The sequence below is a fragment of the Mesorhizobium sp. DxT genome (assembly GCF_058448885.1).
In genome coordinates this window covers 22,157-47,367 of the sequence record NZ_JBZFLJ010000004.1, presented here as the reverse complement: position 1 = coordinate 47,367, position 25,211 = coordinate 22,157, and the positions used below count along the sequence as shown (strand labels likewise).

Annotated in this window: 20 protein-coding genes; 9 read left to right on the top strand and 11 right to left on the bottom strand. The window is 64.1% G+C overall.

The annotated features are described in order from the left end of the window. Positions 1-8: 8 nt before the first annotated feature. The 5 genes from ACVJNE_RS09510 to ACVJNE_RS09490 form a co-directional block, all read right to left on the bottom strand. Positions 9-593: a cysteine hydrolase family protein gene (locus ACVJNE_RS09510; protein WP_499565003.1), complete on the bottom strand. Its 585-nt coding sequence runs from the start codon at positions 591-593 to the stop codon at positions 9-11. Between the two features lie 8 nt (positions 594-601). Further along, entirely contained in the window at positions 602-1,810 is a 1,209-nt protein-coding gene (locus ACVJNE_RS09505; RefSeq protein ID WP_173187158.1) for an acetyl-CoA C-acetyltransferase, read from the bottom strand. Between the two features lie 61 nt (positions 1,811-1,871). Continuing rightward, positions 1,872-2,504, bottom strand: a complete 633-nt coding sequence (locus ACVJNE_RS09500; protein WP_499565001.1) for a glutathione S-transferase family protein — start codon at positions 2,502-2,504, stop codon at positions 1,872-1,874. Positions 2,505-2,506: 2 nt separating this feature from the next. Next, complete coding sequence (locus tag ACVJNE_RS09495) at positions 2,507-3,673, bottom strand: acyl-CoA dehydrogenase family protein (protein ID WP_173189882.1); 1,167 nt, start codon at positions 3,671-3,673, stop codon at positions 2,507-2,509. Between the two features lie 68 nt (positions 3,674-3,741). Next, on the bottom strand, positions 3,742-5,532 hold the full coding sequence (locus ACVJNE_RS09490; protein ID WP_499564999.1) for an acyl-CoA dehydrogenase C-terminal domain-containing protein: 1,791 nt from the start codon (positions 5,530-5,532) through the stop codon (positions 3,742-3,744). A 205-nt stretch (positions 5,533-5,737) separates the two neighbouring features. On the opposite strand from ACVJNE_RS09490, the gene ACVJNE_RS09485 reads away from it, so the two are divergent. Then, a complete protein-coding gene (locus ACVJNE_RS09485; protein ID WP_499564997.1) occupies positions 5,738-6,247 on the top strand; it encodes a GNAT family N-acetyltransferase in 510 nt (169 codons plus the stop codon). A 61-nt stretch (positions 6,248-6,308) separates the two neighbouring features. Here the strand turns inward: ACVJNE_RS09485 and ACVJNE_RS09480 are convergent, their stop codons facing one another. Further along, on the bottom strand, positions 6,309-6,746 hold the full coding sequence (locus ACVJNE_RS09480) for a MerR family transcriptional regulator (protein ID WP_368802829.1): 438 nt from the start codon (positions 6,744-6,746) through the stop codon (positions 6,309-6,311). A 418-nt stretch (positions 6,747-7,164) separates the two neighbouring features. Between ACVJNE_RS09480 and ACVJNE_RS09475 the strand changes: the two genes are divergently transcribed. The 4 genes from ACVJNE_RS09475 to ACVJNE_RS09460 all read left to right on the top strand — a co-directional run bounded on the left by ACVJNE_RS09475 (position 7,165) and on the right by ACVJNE_RS09460 (position 13,234). After that, positions 7,165-10,866 carry a peptidoglycan-binding protein gene (locus ACVJNE_RS09475; protein WP_499564995.1) on the top strand — a complete coding sequence of 1,234 codons (3,702 nt, stop codon included), beginning with the start codon at positions 7,165-7,167 and terminating at the stop codon, positions 10,864-10,866. A 179-nt stretch (positions 10,867-11,045) separates the two neighbouring features. After that, positions 11,046-11,969 (top strand): sulfite exporter TauE/SafE family protein, encoded by a 924-nt coding sequence (locus ACVJNE_RS09470; protein WP_173187162.1) that lies wholly within the window; start codon positions 11,046-11,048, stop codon positions 11,967-11,969. Positions 11,970-11,972: 3 nt separating this feature from the next. Next, complete coding sequence (locus tag ACVJNE_RS09465) at positions 11,973-12,776, top strand: TIGR02186 family protein (RefSeq protein ID WP_499564993.1); 804 nt, start codon at positions 11,973-11,975, stop codon at positions 12,774-12,776. A 5-nt stretch (positions 12,777-12,781) separates the two neighbouring features. Continuing rightward, positions 12,782-13,234, top strand: coding sequence for a DUF3429 domain-containing protein (locus ACVJNE_RS09460; RefSeq protein ID WP_499564991.1), 453 nt, complete (start codon positions 12,782-12,784; stop codon positions 13,232-13,234). Here ACVJNE_RS09460 and pdeM read toward each other — a convergent pair whose 3' ends face one another. From pdeM to ACVJNE_RS09445, 3 genes are all read right to left on the bottom strand, one after another. After that, positions 13,235-13,903: a ligase-associated DNA damage response endonuclease PdeM gene (gene pdeM / locus ACVJNE_RS09455; RefSeq protein WP_499565455.1), complete on the bottom strand. Its 669-nt coding sequence runs from the start codon at positions 13,901-13,903 to the stop codon at positions 13,235-13,237. A 44-nt stretch (positions 13,904-13,947) separates the two neighbouring features. After that, positions 13,948-16,458 (bottom strand): ligase-associated DNA damage response DEXH box helicase, encoded by a 2,511-nt coding sequence (locus tag ACVJNE_RS09450; protein WP_499564989.1) that lies wholly within the window; start codon positions 16,456-16,458, stop codon positions 13,948-13,950. 67 nt (positions 16,459-16,525) lie between these two features. After that, positions 16,526-17,500: a class I SAM-dependent DNA methyltransferase gene (locus ACVJNE_RS09445; protein WP_499564987.1), complete on the bottom strand. Its 975-nt coding sequence runs from the start codon at positions 17,498-17,500 to the stop codon at positions 16,526-16,528. A 106-nt stretch (positions 17,501-17,606) separates the two neighbouring features. On the opposite strand from ACVJNE_RS09445, the gene ACVJNE_RS09440 reads away from it, so the two are divergent. Both ACVJNE_RS09440 and ACVJNE_RS09435 read left to right on the top strand, forming a co-directional pair. Beyond that, positions 17,607-18,617 carry a ligase-associated DNA damage response exonuclease gene (locus tag ACVJNE_RS09440; RefSeq protein WP_499564985.1) on the top strand — a complete coding sequence of 337 codons (1,011 nt, stop codon included), beginning with the start codon at positions 17,607-17,609 and terminating at the stop codon, positions 18,615-18,617. A gap of 60 nt (positions 18,618-18,677) precedes the next feature. After that, a complete protein-coding gene (locus ACVJNE_RS09435; RefSeq protein ID WP_499564983.1) occupies positions 18,678-20,276 on the top strand; it encodes a cisplatin damage response ATP-dependent DNA ligase in 1,599 nt (532 codons plus the stop codon). A 3-nt stretch (positions 20,277-20,279) separates the two neighbouring features. Here ACVJNE_RS09435 and ACVJNE_RS09430 read toward each other — a convergent pair whose 3' ends face one another. Next, complete coding sequence (locus ACVJNE_RS09430) at positions 20,280-21,311, bottom strand: hypothetical protein (protein ID WP_499564981.1); 1,032 nt, start codon at positions 21,309-21,311, stop codon at positions 20,280-20,282. A gap of 205 nt (positions 21,312-21,516) precedes the next feature. On the opposite strand from ACVJNE_RS09430, the gene ACVJNE_RS09425 reads away from it, so the two are divergent. Next, positions 21,517-22,470 carry an NAD(P)H-dependent flavin oxidoreductase gene (locus ACVJNE_RS09425; protein ID WP_499564979.1) on the top strand — a complete coding sequence of 318 codons (954 nt, stop codon included), beginning with the start codon at positions 21,517-21,519 and terminating at the stop codon, positions 22,468-22,470. A gap of 11 nt (positions 22,471-22,481) precedes the next feature. Continuing rightward, positions 22,482-23,399 (top strand): DMT family transporter, encoded by a 918-nt coding sequence (locus ACVJNE_RS09420; protein ID WP_499564977.1) that lies wholly within the window; start codon positions 22,482-22,484, stop codon positions 23,397-23,399. A gap of 36 nt (positions 23,400-23,435) precedes the next feature. Here the strand turns inward: ACVJNE_RS09420 and ACVJNE_RS09415 are convergent, their stop codons facing one another. After that, positions 23,436-25,133 (bottom strand): bifunctional metallophosphatase/5'-nucleotidase, encoded by a 1,698-nt coding sequence (locus tag ACVJNE_RS09415; RefSeq protein ID WP_499564975.1) that lies wholly within the window; start codon positions 25,131-25,133, stop codon positions 23,436-23,438. Between the last annotated feature and the right edge of the window lie 78 nt (positions 25,134-25,211).

Sequence of the window (25,211 nt, the reverse complement as noted above, 5' to 3'; positions counted from 1 at the left end):
ATTGCTCCTCATGCCGCAGCGCTGTGACGAAGCGCCGCCAGCACCGTTTCAGTCGTTTCTATCCTGGCGAATTCGCCATCGAGATTGGAAAGGGTCATGGCGTGGATTGCCTCCGCACTTTCGACTTCGCCGGAATGGCCGACACGGTCGAAAGTGTAGCAGGCGTCTTCCACGAGACGCGCGTCGAAGCCGAGATTGCCCGCCATGCGCGTCGTGGTCTCGACACAGTGATTGGTGGTGATGCCTGCGATGACCACCGTTTCGTACCCGCCGTCACGCAAACGCTGCTCGAGATCGGTGCCGATGAACGCCGAATTCACGTGCTTCACCAGCACCGGCTCGTCGGCCCGTTCGGCTGCTTCACCGATCGCCTCGTACCCGCTGCGCTCGGGGCGCAACAGGGACCCTGGCTCCTTTGACGCATGGCGGACATGGAAAACTGCGAGCCCCCGGTTCCTGAAGGCCTCCAGCAGGCGCGCCATGTTGGCCACCGCCTGCGGATTGTTGCGCCGACGGCCAGTGTCCTCCATCTCGACAAATGCCTTCTGCACGTCGATGAGGATCAGCGCCGCTTCTTTTCCCAGAGCCGCCATGGTTCGGTTCACACCCGCTCGATGATGGTCGCCGTGCCCATGCCCGCGCCGATGCACAGCGTCACAAGTGCGGTGTTGAGGTCGCGGCGCTCAAGCTCGTCCAGCACGGTGCCGAAGATCATCGCACCGGTCGCGCCGAGCGGATGGCCCATTGCGATCGCGCCGCCATTGACGTTGATCTTGTCGTGCGGAATGTCGAACGCCTGCATGTAGCGCAGCACCACGGACGCGAACGCCTCGTTCAGCTCGAACAGGTCGATGTCCGAGAGTTTCATCTTGGACTTGGCGAGCAGCTTCTCGGTCACGTCCACCGGGCCGGTCAGCATGATCGCCGGCTCGGAGCCGATGTTGGTGAAAGCACGGATGCGCGCGCGCGGCTTGAGGCCCAGCGTCTTGCCGGCCTTCTTGGAGCCGAGCAGCACGGCAGCCGCACCGTCGACGATGCCGCTCGAATTGCCGGCGTGATGCACGTGATTGACCGCCTCGACTTCCGGGTGGCGCTGGATGGCGACGGCATCGAAGCCGCCCATCTCGCCCGGCATCACGAAGGACGGATTGAGCGAAGCCAGCGACTGCATGTCGGTCGAAGGGCGCATATGCTCATCGTGGTCGAGGATCGTCATGCCGTTCTGATCCTTGATCGGCACGACCGACTTCTTGAAGTAGCCCTTCTCCCACGACTTTGCCGCGCGCTTCTGGCTCTCGACCGCATAGGCGTCGACGTCGTCGCGCGAGAAGCCGTATTTGGTGGCGATCAGGTCTGCCGAAACACCCTGCGGCACGAAATAGCCGGGCAGACCGACCGAGGGGTCCATGAACCATGCACCGCCCGACATGCCCATGCCGACGCGGCTCATCGATTCCACGCCGCCGGCAATCACGATGTCGTCGGAGCCGCCGGCGATCTTGGCCGCGCCGAGGTTGATAGCATCGAGCCCGGACGCGCAGAAGCGCGAGATCTGAATGCCGGGCGCTTCGGTCGCGTAACCGGCCTCGAAGGTCGCGGCGCGCGGGATCACCGAGCCTGCTTCGCCGACCGGATCGACGCAGCCGAAGATGATGTCGTCGACGGTGGAGGTATCGAGACCGTTGCGGTCGCGCACGGCCTCCAGCGTCTTTGCCGCAAGGCGAACCGCCGGCACTTCGTGCAGCGAGCCATCCTTCTTGCCGCGTCCGCGCGGAGTGCGCACGGCATCATAGACATATGCGTCTGCCATCTGTTTTCTCCCTTTCGACCGGCTGCGCCCTTACGGCACCGCCCGGAGTTTCGTTGACGGTTTACTGCCCGGACGGCATCAGCGCCTCGGGCGCAGCCCAGCCGGGCAGGTTGCGGATGCGGTCGAGCCAGCGCCCGATCGCGGGATAGTCGTTCCAGTCGGCATCGATCTGCTGCGGCCAGAAGAGATAGCCGCAAAGAGACAGGTCGGCGATGGTCGGGCGCGCGGCAGCGACCCATTCGCGGCCCGCAAGATGCGTTTCCAGCACCTTCCACGCATCCTGCGCGCGACTGTAGATGAATTCGGCCGCCGGATCGCCCTTCTTGCCGCGGAAATGGCGCATGAAGCGCTCGGTTGCCGTGTAGCTGGTCAGCTTGTGATTGTCGAAAAGGATCCAGCGCAGAATCTCGAATTCCTCGGCTTCGGTCTCGTGGCTGAACCTGCCGAAATGGCGGGCGAGATAGAGCAGGATCGCGCCCGACTGGCTGAGCGTGAAATCGCCCTCGTCGCGATGGTGGACAAGGATTGGGGCCTCACCCATCACATTGACGGCGCGATATTCGGGCGAGCGCGTCTCACCCTTGAAGAACTCGACGCCGCGAGCCTGCCAGTCAGCCCCGCAGAGCGTCAGCATCAGCGCCGGCTTGTAGGAATTACCGGATTCCGAGAAGCAGTAGAGCGTGAATTCGGCCATCTTCACAGCCCCCTCGCGATCAGCAGCTTCATGATCTCGTTGGTACCGCCGTAGATGCGCTGGACGCGGGCGTCGCGATACATGCGCGCTATCGGATATTCGTTCATGTAGCCGTAGCCGCCATGAAGCTGCAGGCACTCGTCGACGACCTTGCATTGCAGGTCGGTCAGCCAGTATTTCGCCATCGAGGCGGTCGCCGGGTCGAGTCCGCCTTCGAGGTGGCGCGCCACACAGTCATTGTAGAAGACCCGGCCGATGGTGGCTTCCGTCTTCAGTTCCGCCAGCTTGAACTGGGTGTTCTGGAAGTCGATCACGGCTTTGCCGAAGGCCTTGCGTTCCTTGACGTATTCGATGGTGACCGCCAGCGCCCGCTCGATCATGGCGATCGCCTGCGTGCCGATCAGCAGCCGCTCCTGGGGAAGCTGCTGCATAAGCTGGATGAAGCCCTGCCCTTCCTCGTGACCCAGCAGGTTCGAGGTCGGAACCCGCACGTCATTGAAGAACAGTTCCGACGTGTCGTTGGACTTGAGCCCGACCTTGTCGAGGTTGCGTCCGCGCTCGAACCCGTCGGCATCGGCGGTTTCCAGCACGATCAGCGAGGTGCCCTTGGCGCCCTTCTCCGGGTCGGTCTTGGCGACGACGATGATGAGGTCGGCAAGCTGTCCGTTGGTGATGAACGTTTTGGACCCGTTGATGCGGTACTGGTTGCCGTCCTTCTCGGCGCGCGTCTTGACGCCCTGAAGGTCGGAGCCGGCGCCCGGTTCCGTCATCGCGATAGCGCCGATCATCTCGCCGGTCGCCAGTTTCGGCAGCCACTTCTTCTTCTGCTCGTCGGAGCCATAGTGGAGAATGTAGGGCGCGACGATGGCGTTGTGCAGGGCAATGCCGAAACCATCGACGCCGACGTGGCCGATCGCCTCGATGATGGCGCTCTCATGCGCGAAGGTGCCGCCCGAGCCGCCATATTCCTCCGGCATGGAAGCGCAGAGCAGGCCGTTAGCGCCCGCCTTCTCCCAGCTTTCGCGGTCGAACTTCTCGTTCTTTTCGAACTCCTCGTAGCGCGGCGCGATCTCTTCCGTCAGGAAACGGTTCGCCATGTCGTAGAGCATGCCGACTTCGTCGCCCGCCCAGGCGGGCCTTGGAAGACCGAGAATTTCTGCCGGTTGCATCGCCACGAAGACCTCCCTGATACTCTTCCGCAAGACGTTCAAGCTTGAACAGACTGGTGGAATAGTCCCTAGAAGGCGTCCTCCGCAAGAGCCATCATCGAATCCGCGCCTGCCGAAATGCGTGCCAGGTGCGCCCCGGTCTCCGGCATGACGCGATCCATGAAGTAGCGGGCCGTGACCAGCTTGGCCTCGTGCAGCGGCGTTGCGGCGCCCGCGTCGACCTTTTCCTGCGCGACCTTGACCATGCGGGCCCACATATAGCCGAGCGCTACGAGGCCGAAGAGATGCAGGTAGTCGGTGGAGGCCGCACCCGCATTGTCGGGCTTCTGCATCGCGTTCTGCATCAGCCACATGGTGGCCGCCTGAAGGTCGTTCAGACCCTTTTTCAGCGCCTTGGTGAACGGCGCCATCTTCTCGTCGGCACGGTTTTCCTCGCAGAAGTCGCCGACCTCCTTGAAGAAGGACTGCACCGCGCGGCCGCCGTTGAGCGCCAGCTTGCGGCCGACGAGGTCGAGCGCCTGGATGCCATTGGCGCCCTCGTAGATCTGGGCGATGCGGGCATCGCGCACGAACTGGCTCATGCCGTGTTCTTCGATATAGCCGTGGCCACCGAAAACCTGCTGCGCCATTACCGCATGCTCGAAGCCCTTGTCGGTCAGCACGCCCTTGATGATCGGGGTCATCAGGCCGAGCAGGTCGTCGGCCGTCTGACGGTCGTTCTCGTCGCCCGAACGATGCGCGACGTCGGACTTGAGAGCGGTCCACAGCACCAGCGCGCGACCGGCCTCGTTGAACGCGCGCATCACCATCAGCTTGCGGCGGATGTCCGGATGGACGATGATCGGGTCGGCCTTCTTGTCCGGCGCCTTCGGGCCCGAGAGCGATCGGCCCTGGATACGCTCCTTCGCGTAGGCCACGGCATTCTGATAGGCGATCTCGCCCATGGACAGGCCCTGCAGGCCGACGCCAAGGCGCGCTTCGTTCATCATCACGAACATGGCCTTGAGGCCGCCGTTCTCCTGGCCGATCAGGAAGCCCTCCGCCTCGTCGTAGTTCATCACGCAGGTCGAGTTGCCGTGAATGCCCATCTTTTCCTCGATGGAGCCGCAGGACACCGCGTTGCGCTCGCCGGGGTTGCCATCGGCATCCAGCTTGAACTTCGGCACGATGAACAGCGAAATCCCCTTCACGCCCTCCGGCGCGCCCTCGATACGGGCCAGCACCAGATGGATGATGTTCTCGCTCATGTCGTGCTCGCCGGCCGAGATGAAAATCTTCTGGCCGGAAATCTTGTAGCTGCTGTTGCCGGCAGGCACCGCCTTGGTACGCAGCATGCCGAGGTCCGTGCCGCAATGCGGCTCCGTCAGGTTCATGGTGCCGGTCCAGACGCCCTCGGTCATCTTCGGCACGAAGGTCCGCTTCTGCTCGTCCGAGCCGTGGGCGAGGATCGCCGCGATCGCACCCTGTGTCAGGCCCGGATACATCATCAGCGCCATGTTGGCCGAAGAGAGGTATTCGCCAAGCGCCGTGTGAACCGCATAGGGCAGGCCCTGCCCGCCATATTCGGCCGGCACAGACAGGCCCATCCAGCCGCCCTCGCGATACTGGTCGTAGGCTTCCTTGAACCCCTTGGGCGTCGTCACCGAGCCGTCGGCGTTGCGCGTGCAGCCCTGCTCGTCGCCCACACGGTTGAGCGGATGCATGACGTTTTCCGCCAGCCTTGCCGCTTCCTCGAGGATCGCCTCGAGCACATCCGGGCCGGCGTCCGAAAAACCGGGCAGGTTGGCGTAGCGCTCATAGCCAAGCACATCATTGAGAACGAACAGCGTGTCCGCGACAGGCGCCTTGTAGGTCGGCATGAAAAGTCCTCCAGAGGTCGGGCAGATCTTCGCCGCGCGGGATCGTTCCACGGCGAAGCCAGGATCGAAAGACACATTAACAACAATTGACGTTTGCGTAAACGTCAATTGTAAGGATGCGGCAATTTTCCACGCGGGTTTCACCCTGTCGGGCGTCTGTCACAAGGTCGCGCTAAGGGGCCACTTCCTCCATTGGAACCAGACCATGCAGACAGGCGACATAACACTGCGCCCGCACCGCCCCGACGAGATCGAGGCACTTCGGCGCATCGAACGCAACGCCCACGAACGTTACCGCTCTCTCGAAGGTTTCGGCTTCACGCTCACCGCGCCGGCTATCGCGCCCGAGCGTTTCTCGACCGGTGAAACCATCGTGGCGGAAGTGGATGATCGCCTGTCGGGCTACATTCTGCTGCAACCGATCGACGGTCTCAACTATATCGCCAGCATCATGGTCGAGCCGGACCTCTCCGGGCGAGGCATTGGTGCCGCGCTGCTCGCCGCTGCGGAAGAGAAGACGCGCCAGTCCAGTCTTTCCGGCACGGTGCTGGCGACATTCCGACAACCACGCTGGAACGGTCCCTGGTTCCGCAAGCATGGTTTTGATTCAATCCCTGAAGCAATGATCGGGCCGGGACTGCGCGCAATCCTCCGGCGTCATGCCACCTTCCTCGACATGGGCACACGGGAGATGCTCTGGAAGCCGGCGCGCTGACCAAAAGAAAAGGGGCCGCTTGAAGCGGCCCCTTTTTTCAAATTTCAAGCAATGCGTGGCCTTAGGCCGCTGCGCCCTGTCGTGCAGCCAGCGCCGAGCGCCACGTGTTCATCGCGCTTTTCAGGTCGCCGATCGCGTCCTCGATGGCGAGGCGCTGCTTCTCCAGCCGGCCGAGCTGGCGCTCGGACTTGTCGAGCAGCGTACGAAGCTGCTTCGCGTTGCCGGAATCGGGATCATACATGTCCATGATCTGCTTAACCTCGCGGAGCGAGAAACCGACCTTTCGGCCGAGCATGATCAGCTTCAGGCGGGTCACGTCACGCTGCGTGTAGAGGCGCGTATTGCCCTCGCGCTTAGGGTTCAGCAGACCCTTGTCCTCGTAGAAGCGAAGGGTGCGCAGCGTCACGTCAAACTGCTTGGCCATGTCGCCAATACGTATATACCCGTCGGAAAGCTCCGACGCATTGGCCATGCTTTCGCCGGCCGGCCTCATGTTCATCATTTCACAATTCCCCGTGGGTTGCGCTTCGGCTCGCCGCGGAAGCGCCGATTGGATGCGAGTGGGGCGAACAAGCATCCGATCAAGTGGACCAAACGTCGAAACGAACCGCAACGCGGCCCGTCAGTTGGCGCGCATATAGGCGCATATAAGTTATGCTGCAAGTGCGAAATCCTGCCGCAGGCAGTGCGCTCCACAGGCAGCAATAAGCGAAATGGTAATTTAGGTTAACGGCTTGTTTACCACGTTCGGGGAATTGTGCGCAGGACGAAGTCCCGTGGTTATCCTGTTTTTTGTTGCTTACGGAGCCTTCCGCCGAGGGAAGCCCGGTCATGCCGATATCGGCAAAAGGGCAACCGTCGGAAAAGAGTGAAGCAACCCCCGGCCTTCCGGCTATCAAGCGGCGACGGACGTTTCGATGAACAACAGACGCTCCTATCTCGATTCGATCAACGCGGGCCGCAGGCGCAGGGCCAGCACTTCGCTCGAAGACATTGCCAGCAGCCTGGACGAGCTGGAAACGCGGATACGCAGACCTCTCGACGATCAACGCGATCCCTATCGCCAGGCGCCGCGTGACACCCATCCCGATCAGTATGAACGCGCCTGGCGCGAGGATCGCCTATCGACTGCCGATCTTTCCTCGGAGTTGAACGCGCTTCGCCGCGACTTGCGCGACCAGATGGGTTCCGGGCTGCGCCGGGAGTTTACCGCGCTCAAGCAGGAAATCGAGGACGCAATGCAACGTTCGGGGCCGGTTGGCCAGACTGCAGACCTGAGCGCCGAGTTCGAACGCCTGTCCGGCATGATCCACAAGCTCGCCGAACAGAGTGACGACCGTCAGGTCAACATGCTGCGCCTCGAGATGGAGCAGGTGAAAAACGCGCTGGGCAAGCTGGCGCGGGAAGACACCGTGCAATCCTACGATCGACGGTGGAGCGAACTCGACCAGCGCTGGAGCAACATCGCCAGCCAGGTCGCGAATGTCGGTGGCGGCAACGCGGACGACCCTGCTTTGCAGGCGCTCAGCGCGCGCCTTGAGCAGATCGGCGACGCCGTCAACGCACTGCCGACCTCTGTCACGCTGCGCTCGCTTGAAGACAAGATGAAGATCCTGGCGACCACCGTCGACCAGTTCGCACACCAGCAGGACCGGATCGGACCGGAGGCGCTCGACGCGATCGAAGAGCGGCTGGACGAAATTTCCCGTGCCGTGGCAGCCTCCGCCGGCGCCGGCCGTCCAACGGCGTTCGATCCGGAACCGTTCGAGCGCATCGAGGCGCGAATCTCAGCGTTGGCCCGCCAGCTCGACGAGTCCGCCGTAGACAACCAGTCCGGCGTGCTTGTGGATCAGCTCGCTGCACTCTCCAGTCGTATCGAGGACATCTCCCAGCGCGTCGACCTGCCCGAGCAGGTTATCGAGCGCCTCGCCGAGCGCATCGACACGATCTCTTACAAGCTTGAGCAGGCTCCGGCTCAACCGGACATGGACCACGTTTTCCGTGGGCTCGACGATCGTTTCGCTTCCATCTCCGCGATGCTCGAGCAGCGCCATGAGGATTCCGTCGCTCAGGGCCAGGTTCTGTTTAGCGATCTGGAGCGCAGGCTGGAAAGTGTGGCCGCCCGCATTGACAACACCGGTGCCGATGCTGCCCACGACGCCCGTTTCATCGAGGCGATGGACGCGCGCTTTGCCGATCTCGCCGCGCGGCTGGAACAGCAGCCTCCTGCGCCGGCGGACGAACAGGCTATCCGTTCGCTGGAAGCGCGCATGGACACTATGTCCAGCAAGCTCGAGTCCTCGCTGCTGCAGCCCGGCATCGACAAGGACCTGATCCGCAGCCTGGAATCGCAGATCGCTGACCTCACATCACACCTTTCCAAGCCCTCGCCGGCACGCGCAGACGAAGACATCCGTCCGCGGCTCGACAAGATCGAACAGTCCATCGTCGAAAGCCGCCGGGATGTGATCGAGGCGGCAAGACAGGCTGCCGAGGAAACGGTTCGCCATTTTGCGAGCACGGGCAGCGAGGGACCGCTGGTCGCGGGGCTCGTTGACGATCTGAAATCGCTGGAAGCGCTTACACGCCGCTCTGACGATCGCAACGCGAAGACGTTCGAGGCCATCCACGATACGCTCCTGAAGATCGTCGGCAGGCTCGGCACGATAGAGGCTGGCGGCGCGGCTGAACCAAAGCCTGCGGCGACGCCGCGCCAGACCCTTCTCGACGCCGACAGGACTCCGTCGCTCGAGCCCTCGAACGAGGCGTTGCCAATGGCTGCCACGAACGAAGTGGCTCCACCAGCGGGCGAGAAAGATACGGGCCGCACTGCCAGGCGAACCGCTGCGGCAGCCGCGGCACAGGCCGCCGCCGATGCCCTGCGCGACGATGCGGACGGAGCCAGCGCGAAAGCGGCCGGCGGACGCGTTTCGATGCTCGGCGGTTTGACGCGCGCACTCTCGGGCCGCAAGACCAGCGCCAGCGAACAGGAACATCAGCCCCTTGCTGGTGACGCACAGGACGCCTCGCAGACCGACAGTGTTGCGCCAAACGTCGAACTGGATAGCCGCCTGGACCCCGAGCTGGCGAACCAGCCGCTCGAGCCCGGTTCCGGAGCACCGGATCTGAACGCCATCATGAAGCGGGTGCGCGACGAGCGCGGTCAACCGCCAAAGCCCGGCGCCGACGCGGACACTGCCAAGGCCGACTTCATCGCCGCGGCGCGACGGGCTGCCCAGGCAGCAGCCGCTGAGGCCGAGATCATGAAGCGGCGGCCGGCAACCAAGGCGAAATCCGGTGGGTTCAGCCTCGGAGGTATCCTCAAGCGCCGCCGCAAGCCGGTGCTGATGGGCGTTGCCGCAATCCTGATCGCCCTGGCCGGGCTTCAGATCGGCCGGACCGTGATCGGAGGCAGCAGCGATGAGCCTGTTGCCGAAGCGCCAGCGCCGACCTCCGCACCTCTGGTTGCCGAAGCGGTTGAACCGGAGATGATCGAAGACGCGCCGGATCAGCCCGTGCGCATGGCCGGCGAAGATGCGCCCAAAGCCACCGACGCGATGATGACAACGGAAGCGCCGCAGGCGACCCACGCTGCCTCAACGGACTGGCTCGAAGCCGACGCGGCCGCGCCATTGCCTGTCGAGGCTGAGGAGCCGCAACAAGAGGCAGCAGCCGCGCAGCCGGCCGAGATCGAGGAAAGCACCGCTCCGGCAGAGGAAACAACCGCCGAGATCGCGAGCATACCCGATGCCAGCGAGGAAGCCGTTGCGGCCATCCCCGTCGATGCCGGCCCGATCGCTCTGCGCGAGGCCGCCGCCGCCGGTGATCCCAAGGCGCTCTACCAGATCGGCAATCGTTACGCGGAAGGCCGCGGAACCCAGGAAGACATGGCCAAGGCGGCGGAGTGGTACCAGAAGGCGGCCGACCAAGGGCTGGCCCCTGCCCAGTACCGCATCGGCAACCTCTACGAGAAGGGCATTGGCGTCGAACGCGATGTGAAGGCAGCCAAGACCTGGTATCAGCTTGCGGCGGCGCAGGGCAACGCCAGCGCCATGCACAATCTCGCCGTACTCAATGCCATGGGCGCTGACGGCACGACCGACAACGATACGGCCGCGCGCTGGTTTGCCGAGGCAGCCGAATTCGGAGTGCAGGACAGCCAGTTCAACCTCGGCATCCTGGCCGCCAAGGGCGTCGGCATGCAGCAGAACCTCGAGGAAGCCTATAAGTGGTTCGCGCTGGTTGCCAAGGCGGGAGACAAGGACGCGGCCGCCAAGCGCGACGAGGTTGCCAAGGCACTGCGTCCCGAGCAGCTTGAGAATGCCCGTGCAGCGGTGGAACTCTGGCGCGCAAAACCCGTCGATGCCGAGGCGAATACTGTCGAGATTCCGGATAGCTGGAGCGAAGGCGAGGAGGTCACGGCCAGCGTCGACATGAAGCAGGCCGTCCGCAACATCCAGACGATCCTGAACAAGAACGGTTACGAGGCCGGCTCCGCCGACGGTGTCATGGGCGCGAAGACCAAGGCTGCGATCGCCGCATTCCAGGGTGACAACGGCATGAAAGCCACCGGCGAAGTCGACGAGCCGACGGTGCGCGCGCTGCTGGAACGCCGCTAATTGCGACACGGCGCGCCGCTTTAGCGCAAATAGCTGCAAATCCCGGAGTTTTTCGGGATTCAATCGCCTTCGGGCGTTTGACTTCGTGGACATGTCGGCGCAAGAACGGGGTACCGTCCTGGTCCGCTTCGAAAGCAGGAACGGTTCCAGGGTCCGGACACGAATAGTCGAGCTTGGCGGTGGGCATCTATCTCCCGATCGCGGAAATGTCGGTCAACATGGTCGTGCTTCTGGCCATGGGTGCTGCGGTGGGCTTCCTGTCGGGCTTGTTCGGTGTGGGCGGCGGCTTCCTCATCACGCCGCTGCTGATCTTCTACAATATTCCGCCGGCAATCGCCGTCGCCACGGGTGCGAACCAGGTTATCGCCTCGTCCACCTCAGGCGCGCTTTCGCACTTCAAGAAGGGCACTATAGACTTCAAGCTCGGGACGGTGCTTCTGGCTGGCGGTGTCGTCGGCTCCACCGTCGGCGTATGGGTGTTCTCGCTGCTGCGTAGCGTCGGCCAGCTCGATCTCTTCGTCTCGCTGCTCTATGTCGCGCTGCTTGGAACTGTCGGCACCATGATGCTGATCGAGAGCGTGCGCGCGATGCGCCGGGCAGCGGGCGGCGCGGTTCCATCGCTGCGCAAGCCCGGCCAGCACAACTGGATCCACCGCCTTCCACTCAAGATGCGCTTCCGCGCTTCCAAGCTGTTCGTCAGCGTTATCCCCGTGCTCGGGCTGGGGGCAATTATCGGTTTCCTCGCCTCGATCATGGGCGTGGGCGGCGGCTTCATCATGGTGCCAGCCCTGATCTACCTGCTGAAGGTGCCGACAAACGTCGTCATCGGCACCTCGCTGTTCCAGATCGTCTTCACCGCCGCCTACACCACCATCGTGCACGCGACCACCAACCAGACGGTCGACGTGGTGCTGGCATTCCTCCTGATGATCGGTGGCGTTGCCGGCGCGCAGTACGGCGCCAAGGCGGGGCAGAAGCTGCGCGGCGAGCAATTGCGCGCACTACTCGCACTGCTTGTGGTGGCGGTGGCGCTTCGGCTGGCCTTCGACCTCTTCGTGCGTCCGAACTCGCTCTATTCCCTGTCTTCGCTGTCGGGGATCTGAAGCATGTCTTTCGCTCGCCTCGCAGCACTTGCCGGCACGCTGATGGCGATCCTGCTACCACTGATGCCGGCCGCGGCTCAGGCACCGGAGACCACCAATCCGGAGAACATCCAGATCGGCCTCTCCACCGACCGCGTGTCGATCACGGCAGACTTCTCCGGTGCCGATCTGACCATCTTCGGCGCGCTGGACAATGCCGATCCGCTGGTATCGCGCCACGGCCGCTACGATGTCATCGTGGTGCTGGAAGGTCCGCCCCGCCCTGTCGTCGTGCGCAAGAAGAACCGCGTGCTCGGCATGTGGATCAACACCCAGTCGGAGACCTTCGTCAGCGTTCCCGTATCCTATTCCGTCGCTACCACGCGTGCCTGGCAGGACGTGACCAATCCGGCGAGCTATCGTCAGATGGCGCTGGGAGCCGACAACATAACCCTGATACCGGCCGACAAGACTGGCGATACGGAAACGATTGCCGAGTTCACAGCCGCTCTGCGTGAGCGCAAGAAGGCGTCCGAGCTGTTCAGCGAGCGCGTCGGCGGTGTGCATTTCCTGTCGCAAAGTCTGTTCCGGGCGACGCTGCACCTTGCACCCAACGTGCCGGTCGGCACGCACAGGGCGCGCGCCTTCCTTTTCAAGAACGGTGCTTTCATCGACGAAAGCTCCGCGCAACTCTCGATCCAGAAGGCCGGTTTCGAGCAGCGCCTGTTCCGCGCCGCGCAGGAGAACAGCTTTCTGTACAGCGTCGCCGCCGTTGCACTGGCCTTTCTCACCGGATGGGTCGGCCGCGTGGTCTTCCGCAAGGACTGACCGGCGTGAGCGATTGGGACGAAGACAGCAATAACGACGTCCTTCAAAGCGGCCAGATCGGCAGTCTAGGCTACGCCACCCTGCTGCCGATGTGGCTACTGACAATCTGGCTTGCGAGCATCGACGCGACACATCCCTGGCGGGAACTGACGGCAGCATTGCTGTCGAGCTATGGCGCGCTAATGCTTACCTTCACTGCCGGCGCACATTGGGGTTTTGCGCCTTCGGTACGCGCGGCAGCCGGGGCGACAGCGCTCGTCATCATCGGCTGGATGGCGCCGCTTTTGCCAAGCAACGCCGCCTTCGTGCTGCTCGCCCTCGCGCTTGCGGCGCAGGGGACCTGGGATGCCTTTGCAGTCCACGAGGGCGACTTGCCGAAATGGTACGGGCGCATGCGCACCCGCATCACGTTCCTTTCCGTCATGGCTATGCTGGTCGCCTTCGTGGCAACAAACTAATCAGCGTCGCAGCCGGTGGTGGGCGACCGTATAGACCCGGCTGGTGCCGAGCATGTGGGCGAAGAAACGCTCCCAGTGGAACAGACCTCGATAGGCCTTGTCGAGCACGTTGAGGGAGCCGGTGTAGGCGCCGAAGGCCGGCATGACGAGCCGCTCGCCATCGGTCGCAAAACAGCGGCGACGCACGGCGCGGCCGCGCTGGACAACAACCGCCCCGGGGTGAAGGTGACCCGCAATCTCTCCGGGCTCGGCGTCGGCAAGAGGCTCATGGCGGAAGCGCAGGCCGCCAAGCGCCAACTCGCCCGCGACGATGCCTGGAAGGTCAGCCGGCGCGTCCGGATCGTGATTTCCGGCAACCCAGATCCATTCACGGCCCGCCATCAGCGAAAGCAGCCTGTCACGATAGATGGACGGCATACGTTCCGCCCCGAAACCGTCGTGAAAGCTGTCGCCGAGGCTGATCACCGTCGTGGGGCGGTGATCGGCTATCACCGTATCCAGAAGGTCCAGGGTCGCACCGGTGTCATAGGGCGGCAGCAGCCGGCCGCGCCGCGCAAAGGCCGAACCCTTCTCAAGGTGCAGATCGGAAACCACCAGCAGCCGCATGTCGGGAAAGAACAGTGCGCCACGCGCATCGCACAGCGCGACCTCACCGGCTATGGCGATCATGCCAGAGCCGCGCGTAAAGCCGTGTCTTTCCGGTGCGACGTTCATCAGTCTCCCATGGCCTCATGGACGAGGTCTTCCTCGACCTCCGAAAGCAGCATCTCGTCGGCCTCGCCCTTCACCCGTTCCTTGCCGATCTCCAGCATGACGGGGACGGCGAGCGGCGAGATTCGATCCAGGTCCTTATGCATGATTCGTCCCCTGATCCGCGAGAGCATGTCGGCAAGCCTGCTGACATCGAGCAGTCCCGCCGCCGCATCCGCCTGTGTTGCGCGAAGCAGGATGTGGTCGGGATCATGCGTCCGCAGCACGTCGTAAATCAGGTCGGCCGAGACCGTCACCTGCCGGCCGGTCTTCTCTTGGCCGGGATGCCGCTTTTCGATCAGCCCGGCGATCACCGCGCAGGCGCGAAAGGTGCGCTTCAGCAGCCAGCTTTCGGCCAGCCAGGCATCGAGATCATCGCCCAGCATGTCCTCGTCGAACAGGGCGGAAAGCGGCAACTCGCCGCTGCGGAAAAGTGCGCCCATATCCGAATGAGCCCAGATGGCGAGCGCATAGTCGGTGGCGACGAAACCCAGCGGATGGGCGCCGGCGCGTTCCAGCCTGCGGGTGAGCAGCATGCCCAGCGTCTGGTGCGCCAGCCTGCCTTCGAAGGGATAGGCGACCATGTAGTGTCGGTTGCCGCGCGGAAAGGTCTCGACCAGCAGGTCGCCCGCTTTGGGCAGGACGGATTTTTCCGCCTGGATGGCAAGCCAGTCGGCCACCTGTTCGGGCAACTTCCGCCAGCGCTCGGAATCCGCCAGCATCGAACGAACCTCGGCAGCCAGGTAGGTCGAGAGCGGAAACTTGCCGCCTGCGTAGACCGGCACGCGCGCGTCCTGGCCGGTGGCGTTCGAGACGAAGCACTCGTTTTCGCGGATGCCCTCGAAACGAAGCATCTTGCCAGCAAACAAAAAAGTGTCACCGGGCGAGAGCGTTTCGAGGAAATACTCCTCCACCTTGCCGAGGACCGGGCCACCCGACACGTTTCCGCCCTTGCCGCGCTGTCGGGTCATGCGCACATTCAGCATCGGCGATTCGATGATCGTGCCGACATTGAGCCTGTACTGCTGGGCGAAGCGCGGGTGCGAGACACGCCATAGACCGTCCTTGGTCTTGCGGATGCGCGCGTAGCGCTCATAGCTCCTGAGCGCATAGCCGCCGGTTGCGACGAACTCGACGACGCGCGCGAACGTTTCGGCGTCGAGTTCGGCATAGGGTGCGGCACTTCTCACCTCATCCAGCAGGTCCGCCTCATCGAACGGCTGGGCGCAGGCCATGCCCATCACGTGCTGGGCCAATACATCGAGCGCGCCCTGCTGAAGCGGCGGCGTGTCCTGCGCCCCGAGATAGTTCGCCTCCAGCGCCGCCCGGCATTCCAGCACCTCGAAGCGGTTAGCCGGCACGAGTATGGCGCGGCTAGGCTCGTCCATGCGGTGGTTGGAGCGGCCGATACGCTGGGCAAGGCGGCTTGCCCCCTTCGGCGCGCCAACGTGGACGACGAGATCGACATCGCCCCAGTCGATGCCGAGGTCGAGGGTCGATGTGGCCACCACGGCCCGCAGTGCATTGGCCTCCATCGCATTTTCCACCCGCCGGCGCTGCGCCACATCGAGCGAGCCGTGGTGCAGCGCGATCGGCAGCGTATCCTCGTTGATCCGCCACAGCTCCTGGAAAAGGAACTCGGCCTGCGAGCGCGTGTTGACGAAAAGCAGCGTGGTGCGGTGCGCCTTGATCGCCTCGTAGATCTCGCCGATCGCATAACGAGCCGAGTGGCCGGCCCACGGCACCCGCTCCTCGGAATCGAGAATGGTGATAACCGGCCTGGCGCCGCCTTCGACGGTGATCACATCGGCCATCGCATCCGGCGAGCTCTGCGGAACGAGCCATCGACGCAGGGCGTCCGGCTCGGCCACCGTTGCCGAAAGCCCGATGGTCCGCAACTCCGGCACGAAGCGGCGCAGCCGCGCTAGACCGAGCGCAAGCAGGTGGCCGCGCTTGGAGGTCACAAGCGAGTGCAATTCGTCCAGCACCACATATTTCAGCCCGGCAAAGAAGCGTTCCGCATCCTTCGATGCGATCAGCAGCGCAAGCTGCTCCGGCGTCGTGAGCAATATGTCCGGCGGCACCAGCTTCTGGCGCTGGCGCTTGTGGGCCGGCGTGTCGCCGGTGCGGGTCTCGACGGCGATGTCCAGCTCCATCTCCGCCACCGGCCGACCGAGATTGCGCTCGATGTCGACGGCCAGCGCCTTCAGCGGCGAGATATAAAGTGTGTGGATGCCGCGATAGCGCTCGCCCGGCTTGCGCCTCGGTCGTGATGCCAGATCGGTCAGCGACGGCAGGAACCCGGCGAGCGTCTTGCCGGCGCCGGTCGGCGCGATCAGCAGCACCGAGGCTCCGCCCGAGGCCCGCGCCAGCAGGTCGAGCTGATGGGCGCGCGGCGCCCAGCCCCGGCTGGCGAACCAGCGAGCGAAGCTTTCGGGCAGAACGGTCGACGCGGCGAACGCGTCCCTGGACATCGGATTGTTCACCGCCAACAGGTAGCGCGGCGCGCGGCTATCGCCAAGGACGGGAAACCGTGCAGCGTCAATGCACCGCCAGCGTAAGCGCTTGGTCGCCGGTTTCGCCGGCGATCACCATGGCAGAGGTGGAGCTTCGCCTGGTTGCCAGCACCACCAGCCCGGCGATCGGGGCGCCACGGTCGCTGCGCAGATGCGCTTGCTCCATCGAGACGACATCGAAACCGCTCGCCTCCAGAAGCTCCGCGACATAGCGGCGGGAATGGGCATAGCGCCGCGATTCCCGCAGGATCAGGTCTTCCGGTCCGGCATGATTCTCGACGGAAAAGGCGAAGAGGCCGCCCGGCGCCAGCATGGCAGCCACCGCGCCGAACACCCGTTCGAGCCGGCCGAGATAGATCAGGACGTCGGCCGCCGTGACGAGGTCGACACGGTCTGTGCCCGAAGCCAGCATTTGCAGGTCGCCCTGCTCGAGACGGTCGTACACCCCCTTCGCCCGCGCCCTGGCCAGCATGCCCGCCGAAATGTCGATCCCTTCGAGGAAGCTTGCGACGCGCCGCAGACGCTCGCCCATCAGGCCGGTGCCGCAGCCAAGATCGACGGCGTGCGCGAAGCCGGTGCGGCCGGAAGCGGCGATCGCCTCTGCGATCAGCTCCGGAACCCGATAGCCAAGCCGCTCCACCAGGGCGCTGTCGAACTCGCCGGCATACTGGTCGAACAGCGTTTCCACGAAGCCGCTCGGAGGCATTTCGGATACGGCCAGGACACCCGCAAGCTCGAGCTTCAGCGATGCACCCAGCCTGTCGGCGGGATCGAGGCGCAGGGCTTCCCGCCAGGCATCGACCGCCTCGCCCGGGCGGCCCGCCTCGTCCAGCATCTCGCCGAGGCGAAACCAGCCCGCCACCCAGCCCGGCGCGATCGCAACCGTATCGCGCATCAGGTCGGCCGCGGCGGCAACGTCGCCACCATCGCGCAGCATCTCGGCATAGTCCGCGCGGCGATCGGCAACGAGATCGCCGGACGAGAGCGGAAGGATTTTCATGATGTGTCCGGAACCCGCGTGCATGCGGGCGGCTGGCATATGCGCCGTCAGCAGTGATTTTGCAAGCCCTTCCACAAACGCTGCGAAAGCCTATCTTTTCAGGATCATGCAAGCGCGCGACCTGCTTCACCCCCGGCCAGAAGGCCTTTACTGTCCTCCGGGCGATTTCTTCATCGACCCGGTGCGGCCGGTCGAGCGTGCGCTCATCACCCACGGCCATTCTGACCACGCGCGTGCCGGCCATCGTCACGTGCTGGCAACGCAACAGACCCTGGACATCATGGCGCTGCGCTACGGCGAAGACTTTGCGCATTCGTCGCAGGCCGCATCGCTTGGCGAGACAATCGACGTCAATGGCGTAAGCGTCTCGTTTCATCCGGCGGGTCATGTGCTCGGCTCGGCGCAGATCGCGGTCGAGCATGGCGGCATTCGCATCGTCGCCTCCGGCGACTACAAGCGGGCGCCGGACCCCACCTGCGCGGATTTCGAACTCGTGGCATGCGACGTCTTCATCACCGAGGCGACCTTCGGACTGCCCGTCTTCCGCCACCCGCGCCCGCGCGACGAGATCGGCCGGCTGCTGAAGTCGGTGATCCAGTTTCCCGAACGCGCGCATCTCGTCGGCGCCTACGCGCTCGGCAAGGCGCAGCGCGTCATCAGGCTGATCCGCGATTGCGGCTACGACCAGCCGATCTACATCCACGGCGCGCTCGCGCGGTTGTGCGACTACTACGACACGCAGGGCATAGACCTCGGGCCGCTCGAACCCGCGACCGTCGAGCGGTCGGCGAAACGGGATTTTTCCGGTGCGATCGTGGTGGGGCCGCCTTCGGCCTTCGCCGACCGGTGGGCACGCCGCTTTCCAGACCCCGTCACAGCGTTCGCGTCGGGTTGGATGCGCATCCGCCAGCGTGTGAAGCAGCGGGGCGTAGAGCTGCCACTGATCCTGTCCGACCATTCGGATTGGGATGAACTTACCCGTACCATCACCGAAACGGGCGCCCGGGAAGTCTGGGTCACGCACGGGCGCGAGGAAGCTCTTGTGCGATGGTGCGAGTTGCAGGGCGTTGCGGCACGCCCGCTGCATCTTGTCGGCTACGAGGACGAGGCGGAGTAGCATGATCCCGAAAAGTGGGTACCGGTTTCCGGACAAGATCATGCTGCTGGGGAAAGCCTCATGAAGCGCTTCGCCGAATTGTTGGACAGGCTGCTCCTGACGCCATCGCGCAACGCGAAGCTGAAGCTGATGGCAGACCATTTCCGCGAGGTGCCCGATCCGGATCGCGGCCTTGCGCTGGCTGCTCTGACAGGCAATCTCTCCTTCGCCTCGGTCAAGCCCGCCCTGCTGCGAGCGCTCATCGCCGAGCGCATGGATCCGGTGCTCTTCGCCTATTCCTACGACTATGTCGGCGATCTCGCCGAAACAATTTCGCTCGTATGGCCGGGCGTCGATGCTACCGGCGGCGAGGACATTTCGCTGTCCGAGGCGGTGGAGCGGCTGCACGGCGCCAGCCGTTCGGATGCACCGGCCGTCGTTGCCAACCTGCTCGACGAATTGCAGCCGGACTCGCGCTTCGCCATCATCAAGCTGGTGACGGGCGGCTTGCGGGTCGGCGTCTCGGCCCGGCTCGCCAAGCAGGCTCTGGCCGATCTCGGCTCTGTCGATGTGCACGAGATCGAGGAAATCTGGCACGGGCTGGAGCCTCCCTACGACGATCTGTTCGCCTGGCTCGATGGCAAGGCGAACAAGCCGGAGCATGGCAGCCTGGCGCTGTTCCGCCCGGTCATGCTGTCGAACCCGGTGCAGGAAGGCGATCTCGAACGGCTCGATCCGGCCGACTACGTTGCCGAGTGGAAATGGGACGGCATCCGCGTGCAGGCAGTTTGCGAGGGCGACCTGCGGCGGCTCTATTCGCGCACCGGCGACGAGATTTCCGGTGCTTTCCCGGACCTGCTGGAAGCGCTCGACTTTTCCGGCGCGCTCGACGGCGAATTGCTCGTGGGCCACCCGCCCGACCATACCGGCTCCTTTTCTGACCTTCAGCAGCGCCTCAATCGCAAAAGCGTGTCTGCCAAGACGATGCGCGACCATCCCGCGTTCATGCGCTGCTACGACCTGTTGCTCGACGGCGGCGAAGACACCCGCTCGCTTCCTTTCTCTGATCGCAGAGCAAGGCTGGAAGCCTTTGTGGGTGGGCTTGATCCGACGCGTTTCGACCTGTCGCCGACCGTCGCCTTCACCGACTGGCGGGAGCTGGATCAGCTACGCAGCGAGCCACCGCATCCGGTCATCGAGGGCATCATGCTCAAGCGCCGCGATGCGCCCTATGTGCCTGGCCGGCCCAAGGGACCGTGGTTCAAGTGGAAACGCGATCCCCACATTATCGATGCCGTGCTGATGTATGCGCAGCGCGGTCACGGCAAACGATCGAGCTTCTATTCGGACTACACTTTCGGCGTCTGGACCGGGCCCGAGACGCAGCCGGAGCTCGTGCCCGTCGGCAAGGCCTATTTCGGTTTCACCGACGAGGAATTGCGGCAGATCGACAAATATGTGCGCGACAATACTATCGACCGGTTCGGGCCGGTACGTTCCGTACGTGCGGAACGCGACCACGGGCTGGTTCTGGAAGTCGCCTTCGAGGGGCTCAATCGCTCGACGCGGCATAGATCGGGCGTCGCGATGCGTTTTCCGCGTATCTCGCGATTGCGCTGGGACAAGCCGCCGGCGGAAGCCGATCGGCTGGAAACGCTTGCCGCGATGCTCGACGGGTAGACGCTACTGCGCAGGCGTCACGCGGATGGCGTAGATGTCGACAGGCTTGCCGCCATTTTCAATGTCGGGATTGATGGCGATCGTGCCACCTGCGCCGGGCTCGACCGAGGGCAGTTCGATCTCGAACAGGAACTCCTCGCGGGTGACGCCGACCGCATAGCGCTTGCGGCCGCAATCGCCCAGTTCGCCCAGGCTGCAGTCGACCGAAATCTGCGTCTCCTCGCCTTCCTGCGCGCGCGCCTCGATGTTGAAGACGGTGCGCCGGCCGGCAACCTGCTCAAGCACGCCCTGCCCCACGTCGAAAAGGATCGGCGCGCCGGAAGAGCCCGAGCGGATGCGGATGAACTGCTCGCCGTCGTCGTCCATCACCTCGGCACTCGAATCGCCAGGTGCCGTCACGGTAGTGGGATCGGCCGGGTCGAAGACCACGATCCAGTCATCGAGATTGTCGGCGCCGATCACACGCGGAGGTGCACCGGGCTCGGTCGGTTCCGGCGTGAAGTCCTCGGCATCCTCAGTGGGGCGCGGGAACGATTCGGGTCCGGGCGGTGCCAGCAACCACCATGCACCGATGCCGACAAGCGCCACGACTGCGATCGTGACCAGCGTGGCCACCCACGACCGGCTGCGACGCGGCGGCCTCGCATTCGGCACGTAGACACCCGGATCGATCTCGTCGTCGCGATAGTCCGGCCTGGAGGCTGAATCCCGCTCTTCGCCCGACAGCGTCGGTTCAAAAGACGGCTCCGCTCGCGCCGATGCAGATTGGCGCGTTTGCGGCTCGACGGTCTCGTGGCTACGTGTTGTCGGCTCAACGGCTGGCACTGCGGGCAGGAATTCCGATTCGATGGCGGAAATTGTCGTCGAAAGCGCCTGACGCCGACGCGCCACCATGTCCTGAGTCACATTCGGATTTGACTGCAGCGCACGGTCGAGTGCGGCAAACGCCGAACGATAGACCTTCTCGCGATAGGCCCGCTCACTCGGGTCGCCTTTCTCGAAGGCACTTCGTATCGCTTTCTCGATCGAGTCCAAGGCCGTTCCGCCGCAAAGAATTCGTGTCTTCACGCATGGTTAGCCTTCCCGCGCCGTTCAATCAATCGCGCAGGACCGTTTGTAGGACACAATACCGGACTGATGCTCGACGGTGTGCCAATCATTCGGCGGTTGCCCTCGTATGGTGATCTGCTAAAAAATGACGTTTACGCAAACGTCAATTGACCGATGGGGATGGAAGTTCATGGCGCTGCCCGACATTCTTAAGACCAATCTGCGCATTCCCGTCGTCGGCTCGCCGCTGTTCATCATCTCCCATCCGCCGCTGGTTTTGGCGCAGTGCAAGGCCGGCATCGTCGGCTCCTTTCCCGCGCTCAATGCACGGCCGGAAGCCCAACTCGACGAGTGGCTGGCGGAGATCACGGAAGATCTTGCCGCCCACGACGCCAGGAACCCGGATGCCATGGCCGCGCCCTTCGCGGTCAACCAGATCGTGCACAAATCCAACAGGCGGCTGGAGCACGACCTTTCGCTGTGCGTGAAATACAAGGTGCCGGTCGTGATCACCTCGCTCGGCGCGGTGCCCGAGGTCAACGAGGCCGTACATTCCTATGGCGGTATCGTCCTGCACGACATCATCCACGACCGGCATGCCCGCAAGGCGATCGAAAAGGGCGCCGATGGCCTTATCGCGGTTGCGGCCGGTGCCGGTGGCCATGCCGGCACCTTGTCGCCGTTTGCGCTGGTACAGGAAATCCGCCAGTGGTTCGACGGCCCGCTGCTGCTGTCGGGCGCCATCGCCAATGGTGGCGCGGTCCTCGCCGCACGGGCGATGGGAGCCGACCTCGCCTATATCGGCTCGCCCTTCATCGCGACCCGTGAGGCTCGCGCGGCAGACGAATACAAGGAGATGATCGTCGAATCCCGAGCGGCCGACATCGTCTATTCCAACCTCTTCACCGGCGTTCACGGCAACTATCTCAAGGGCTCCATCAGCGCTGCGGGGCTGGACCCCGACAACCTGCCTCAATCGGACCCGTCGAAGATGGATTTCGGCGGCGACAAGACCAAGGCCTGGAAACACATCTGGGGCTGTGGCCAGGGCATCGGCGCCGTCAGCGAAGTGGTGGGCGCCGCCGAACTGGTCGACCGCCTCGCACGCGAGTACGAGGCTGCGAAGAGCAAGATCGCGGCCTGATGAGGCAGCCCGTGGCGCGAAGTTATTCCGGCCGCGACACGGGCATCGCAATTGCGCTGATGCTTCTAGCGTGTGCGCTGGTTGCGGCAACCACGCTGATTGCAAAGATGTTGGGATCGGGCTCCGGCACCGATGCGCTGCACCCGCTGCAGGTATCCGCTGGGCGTTTCGTCTTCGCGCTGGCGGCGTTGCTTCCATTGACCGCATGGCTCAGGCCGCCGCTTTCCGGCGGAAACTGGCGAAACCACATCCTGCGCGTACTGTTCGGGTGGGCGGGCATCACCTGCCTGTTTGCCGCGTCCTCCGTCATGCGGCTAGCGGACGCGACGGCCATTTCGTTCCTCAACCCGATCGTGGCGATGATGCTCTCAATCCCCTTGCTCGGAGAACGCGTCGGGGCATGGCGTTGGGCGGCGGCTGCGATTGCCTTTGCCGGCGCCGCGATCCTGTCCGAGCCGGGAACGGACGCGTTTCAGCCCATCGCACTGGTCGCGTTGACGGCGGCCTTCTTCATGGGCTCGGAGGCGATACTCATCAAGAAGCTGGCCGACACCGAACCGCCGCTACGCATCCTCTTCATAAACAACCTGATCGGCGCGTGCCTCGCGGCAACGGCAGCATTCTTCGTCTGGCGTATGCCCACACCGGACCAGTGGGTGCTTCTGGCCGTTCTTGGCGTCACCATGGTGACGGTGCAGGCAATCTTCATACAGGCGATGCGGCGGGGCGAGGCGAGTTTCGTGATGCCATTCTTCTACACGACGCTGATATTCGCCGGTCTTTACGACTATCTGGTCTTTGACGAGCGCCCGACCGCGGCTGGCATCGTTGGCGCGGTGCTGATCGTCGCCGGCGCGCTGACCATCGCGTGGCGCGAGCGCATTCAACGGCGGCGCTGGACTGCTCGCGGCAAAAAGGCCGCCGGCTGATTCAACCGGCGGCCTTCCTGTTCCCTGAAGTACGGGTCAGTTCGCCTCGATAACCGTGATGCGGCCCTCGAGCTTCGGTTTGTAGGGAGCGTTGTTGGCGAGGTATTCCGCCACGATCTCCTCCATGCCGGGACCGTAGTCGTATGGGTCCACCGCGTTGGAGGCGAACAGTGCGTAGCCGTCGCCGCCCTTGCGCATGAAGTCGTTGGTGCCGACGCCGTAGACCTTCTCCATCTCTATGGCCACCCACTGGTCACCGTCGAGCACCTCGACGTCCTTGATGCGGCCCTGGTCGGGCGCGACGGTCATGTCGAGTGTGTATTTGAGACCGCCAACCTGTGGGAACTTGCCGGCGCCGTTCTCGATGTCGTTCACCGCCGTTTCCAGCGAGGCGACGATGTCGGCACCCTTGAGCTTCATCGTTGCCAGCGTGTTCTGGAACGGCAGGACGGAGAGAACGTCGCCGACCGTCGCCATGCCCTCGTCGATGGAGGCACGCAGGCCGCCGCCGTTCTGTATCGCAATGGTGACGCCCTGGTCGGCGGTGCGTGCCAGAATCGCGTCGGTGACGAGGTTGCCCATCTCGCATTCCTTGGCGCGGCAGGTCTCGCGGCTGCCGTCGATCGGGGCTGCGACCTCGGCAACTTCCGTCGCCTTGAGCGTCTCGATCGGACCGGCCAGTTCCTTGATGCGCGCCTCGATCTCCGGATCGGGCTCGATCGAAGCATCGAGGATGCGGGTGTCGCCCGTGGCCTCCGCAACATAGCCATCGGCGTCGAAGACGAGCGTCAGATCGCCGAGATGCTTGGAATAGGCGCCTGCCTGCACGATCGGCACGGCGCGGCCGGCCGGGTTCTCGACCAGCGTCGCATAGGCCGGCGCGCCTTCCTCGGTGTTGGACAGCAGCGTGTGGCTATGACCGCCGATGATTGCCGATATGCCTTCGACCGCTGCGGCGATCTCCTGGTCGCGCGTGAAGCCGACATGCGACAGCAGCAACACCTTGTTGACGCCCTCGCCGCGAATACGCGACACGGCATCCGCAAGATATTCGATTTCGTCACCGAAGCTGACGTTGGGGCCGGGCGACGAGGTGACGGCCGTGTCGGCGGTCAACACGGACAGGATGCCGATCTTCTCGCCGCCGGCTTCCAGGATCGCCCATTCGTCGACCTTGCCGCGCAACTTCTCCGATTCGGCAACGGTCAGGTTGCCGCAGACCACGGGGAACTCGACCAGATCGACGAAATCGGCCAGATTGTCCGGCCCGTTGTCGAATTCATGGTTGCCGAGGGCCATCGTGTCGAAGCCGATCTTGTTCATGAACTCGCCTTCCGCCTTGCCGCGGTAGGTGGTGTAGAACAGCGAACCCTGGAACTGGTCGCCCGCGTCGAGCGTGATTACATTCTCCCCGGCGTCCTCGATTTCCTTGCGGCGCTGCCAGATCTTCGTCGCCAGACGGCCATAGCCGCCGAAGCACTTGCCTTCCCCGGCATCCTCAGCCGAGCAGGTCGAATTGTACTTGCTGATCGACTCGACACGCGAATGCATGTCGTTGATATGCAGCACGTTGAGTTTGTATGCCCCCTGCGCGCGGGCCGACGTCATCGAGAAATGGCCGGTCGAAACGCCGCCGGCGACCACCAGGCTGGCGCCCGCCACCTGCAGGAACCTGCGGCGGCTGAGTGCGGTTTCCGGTGTCCCGCCTGCGTTCTTCTTGTCGTTGCTAGACATTTCGTGCGCCTCCTTTTTCGCGCTTTGATGTTCCCCGCGACGCCGGGCCTGGATGGTGGTCGGGGACGGGTGTCCCCG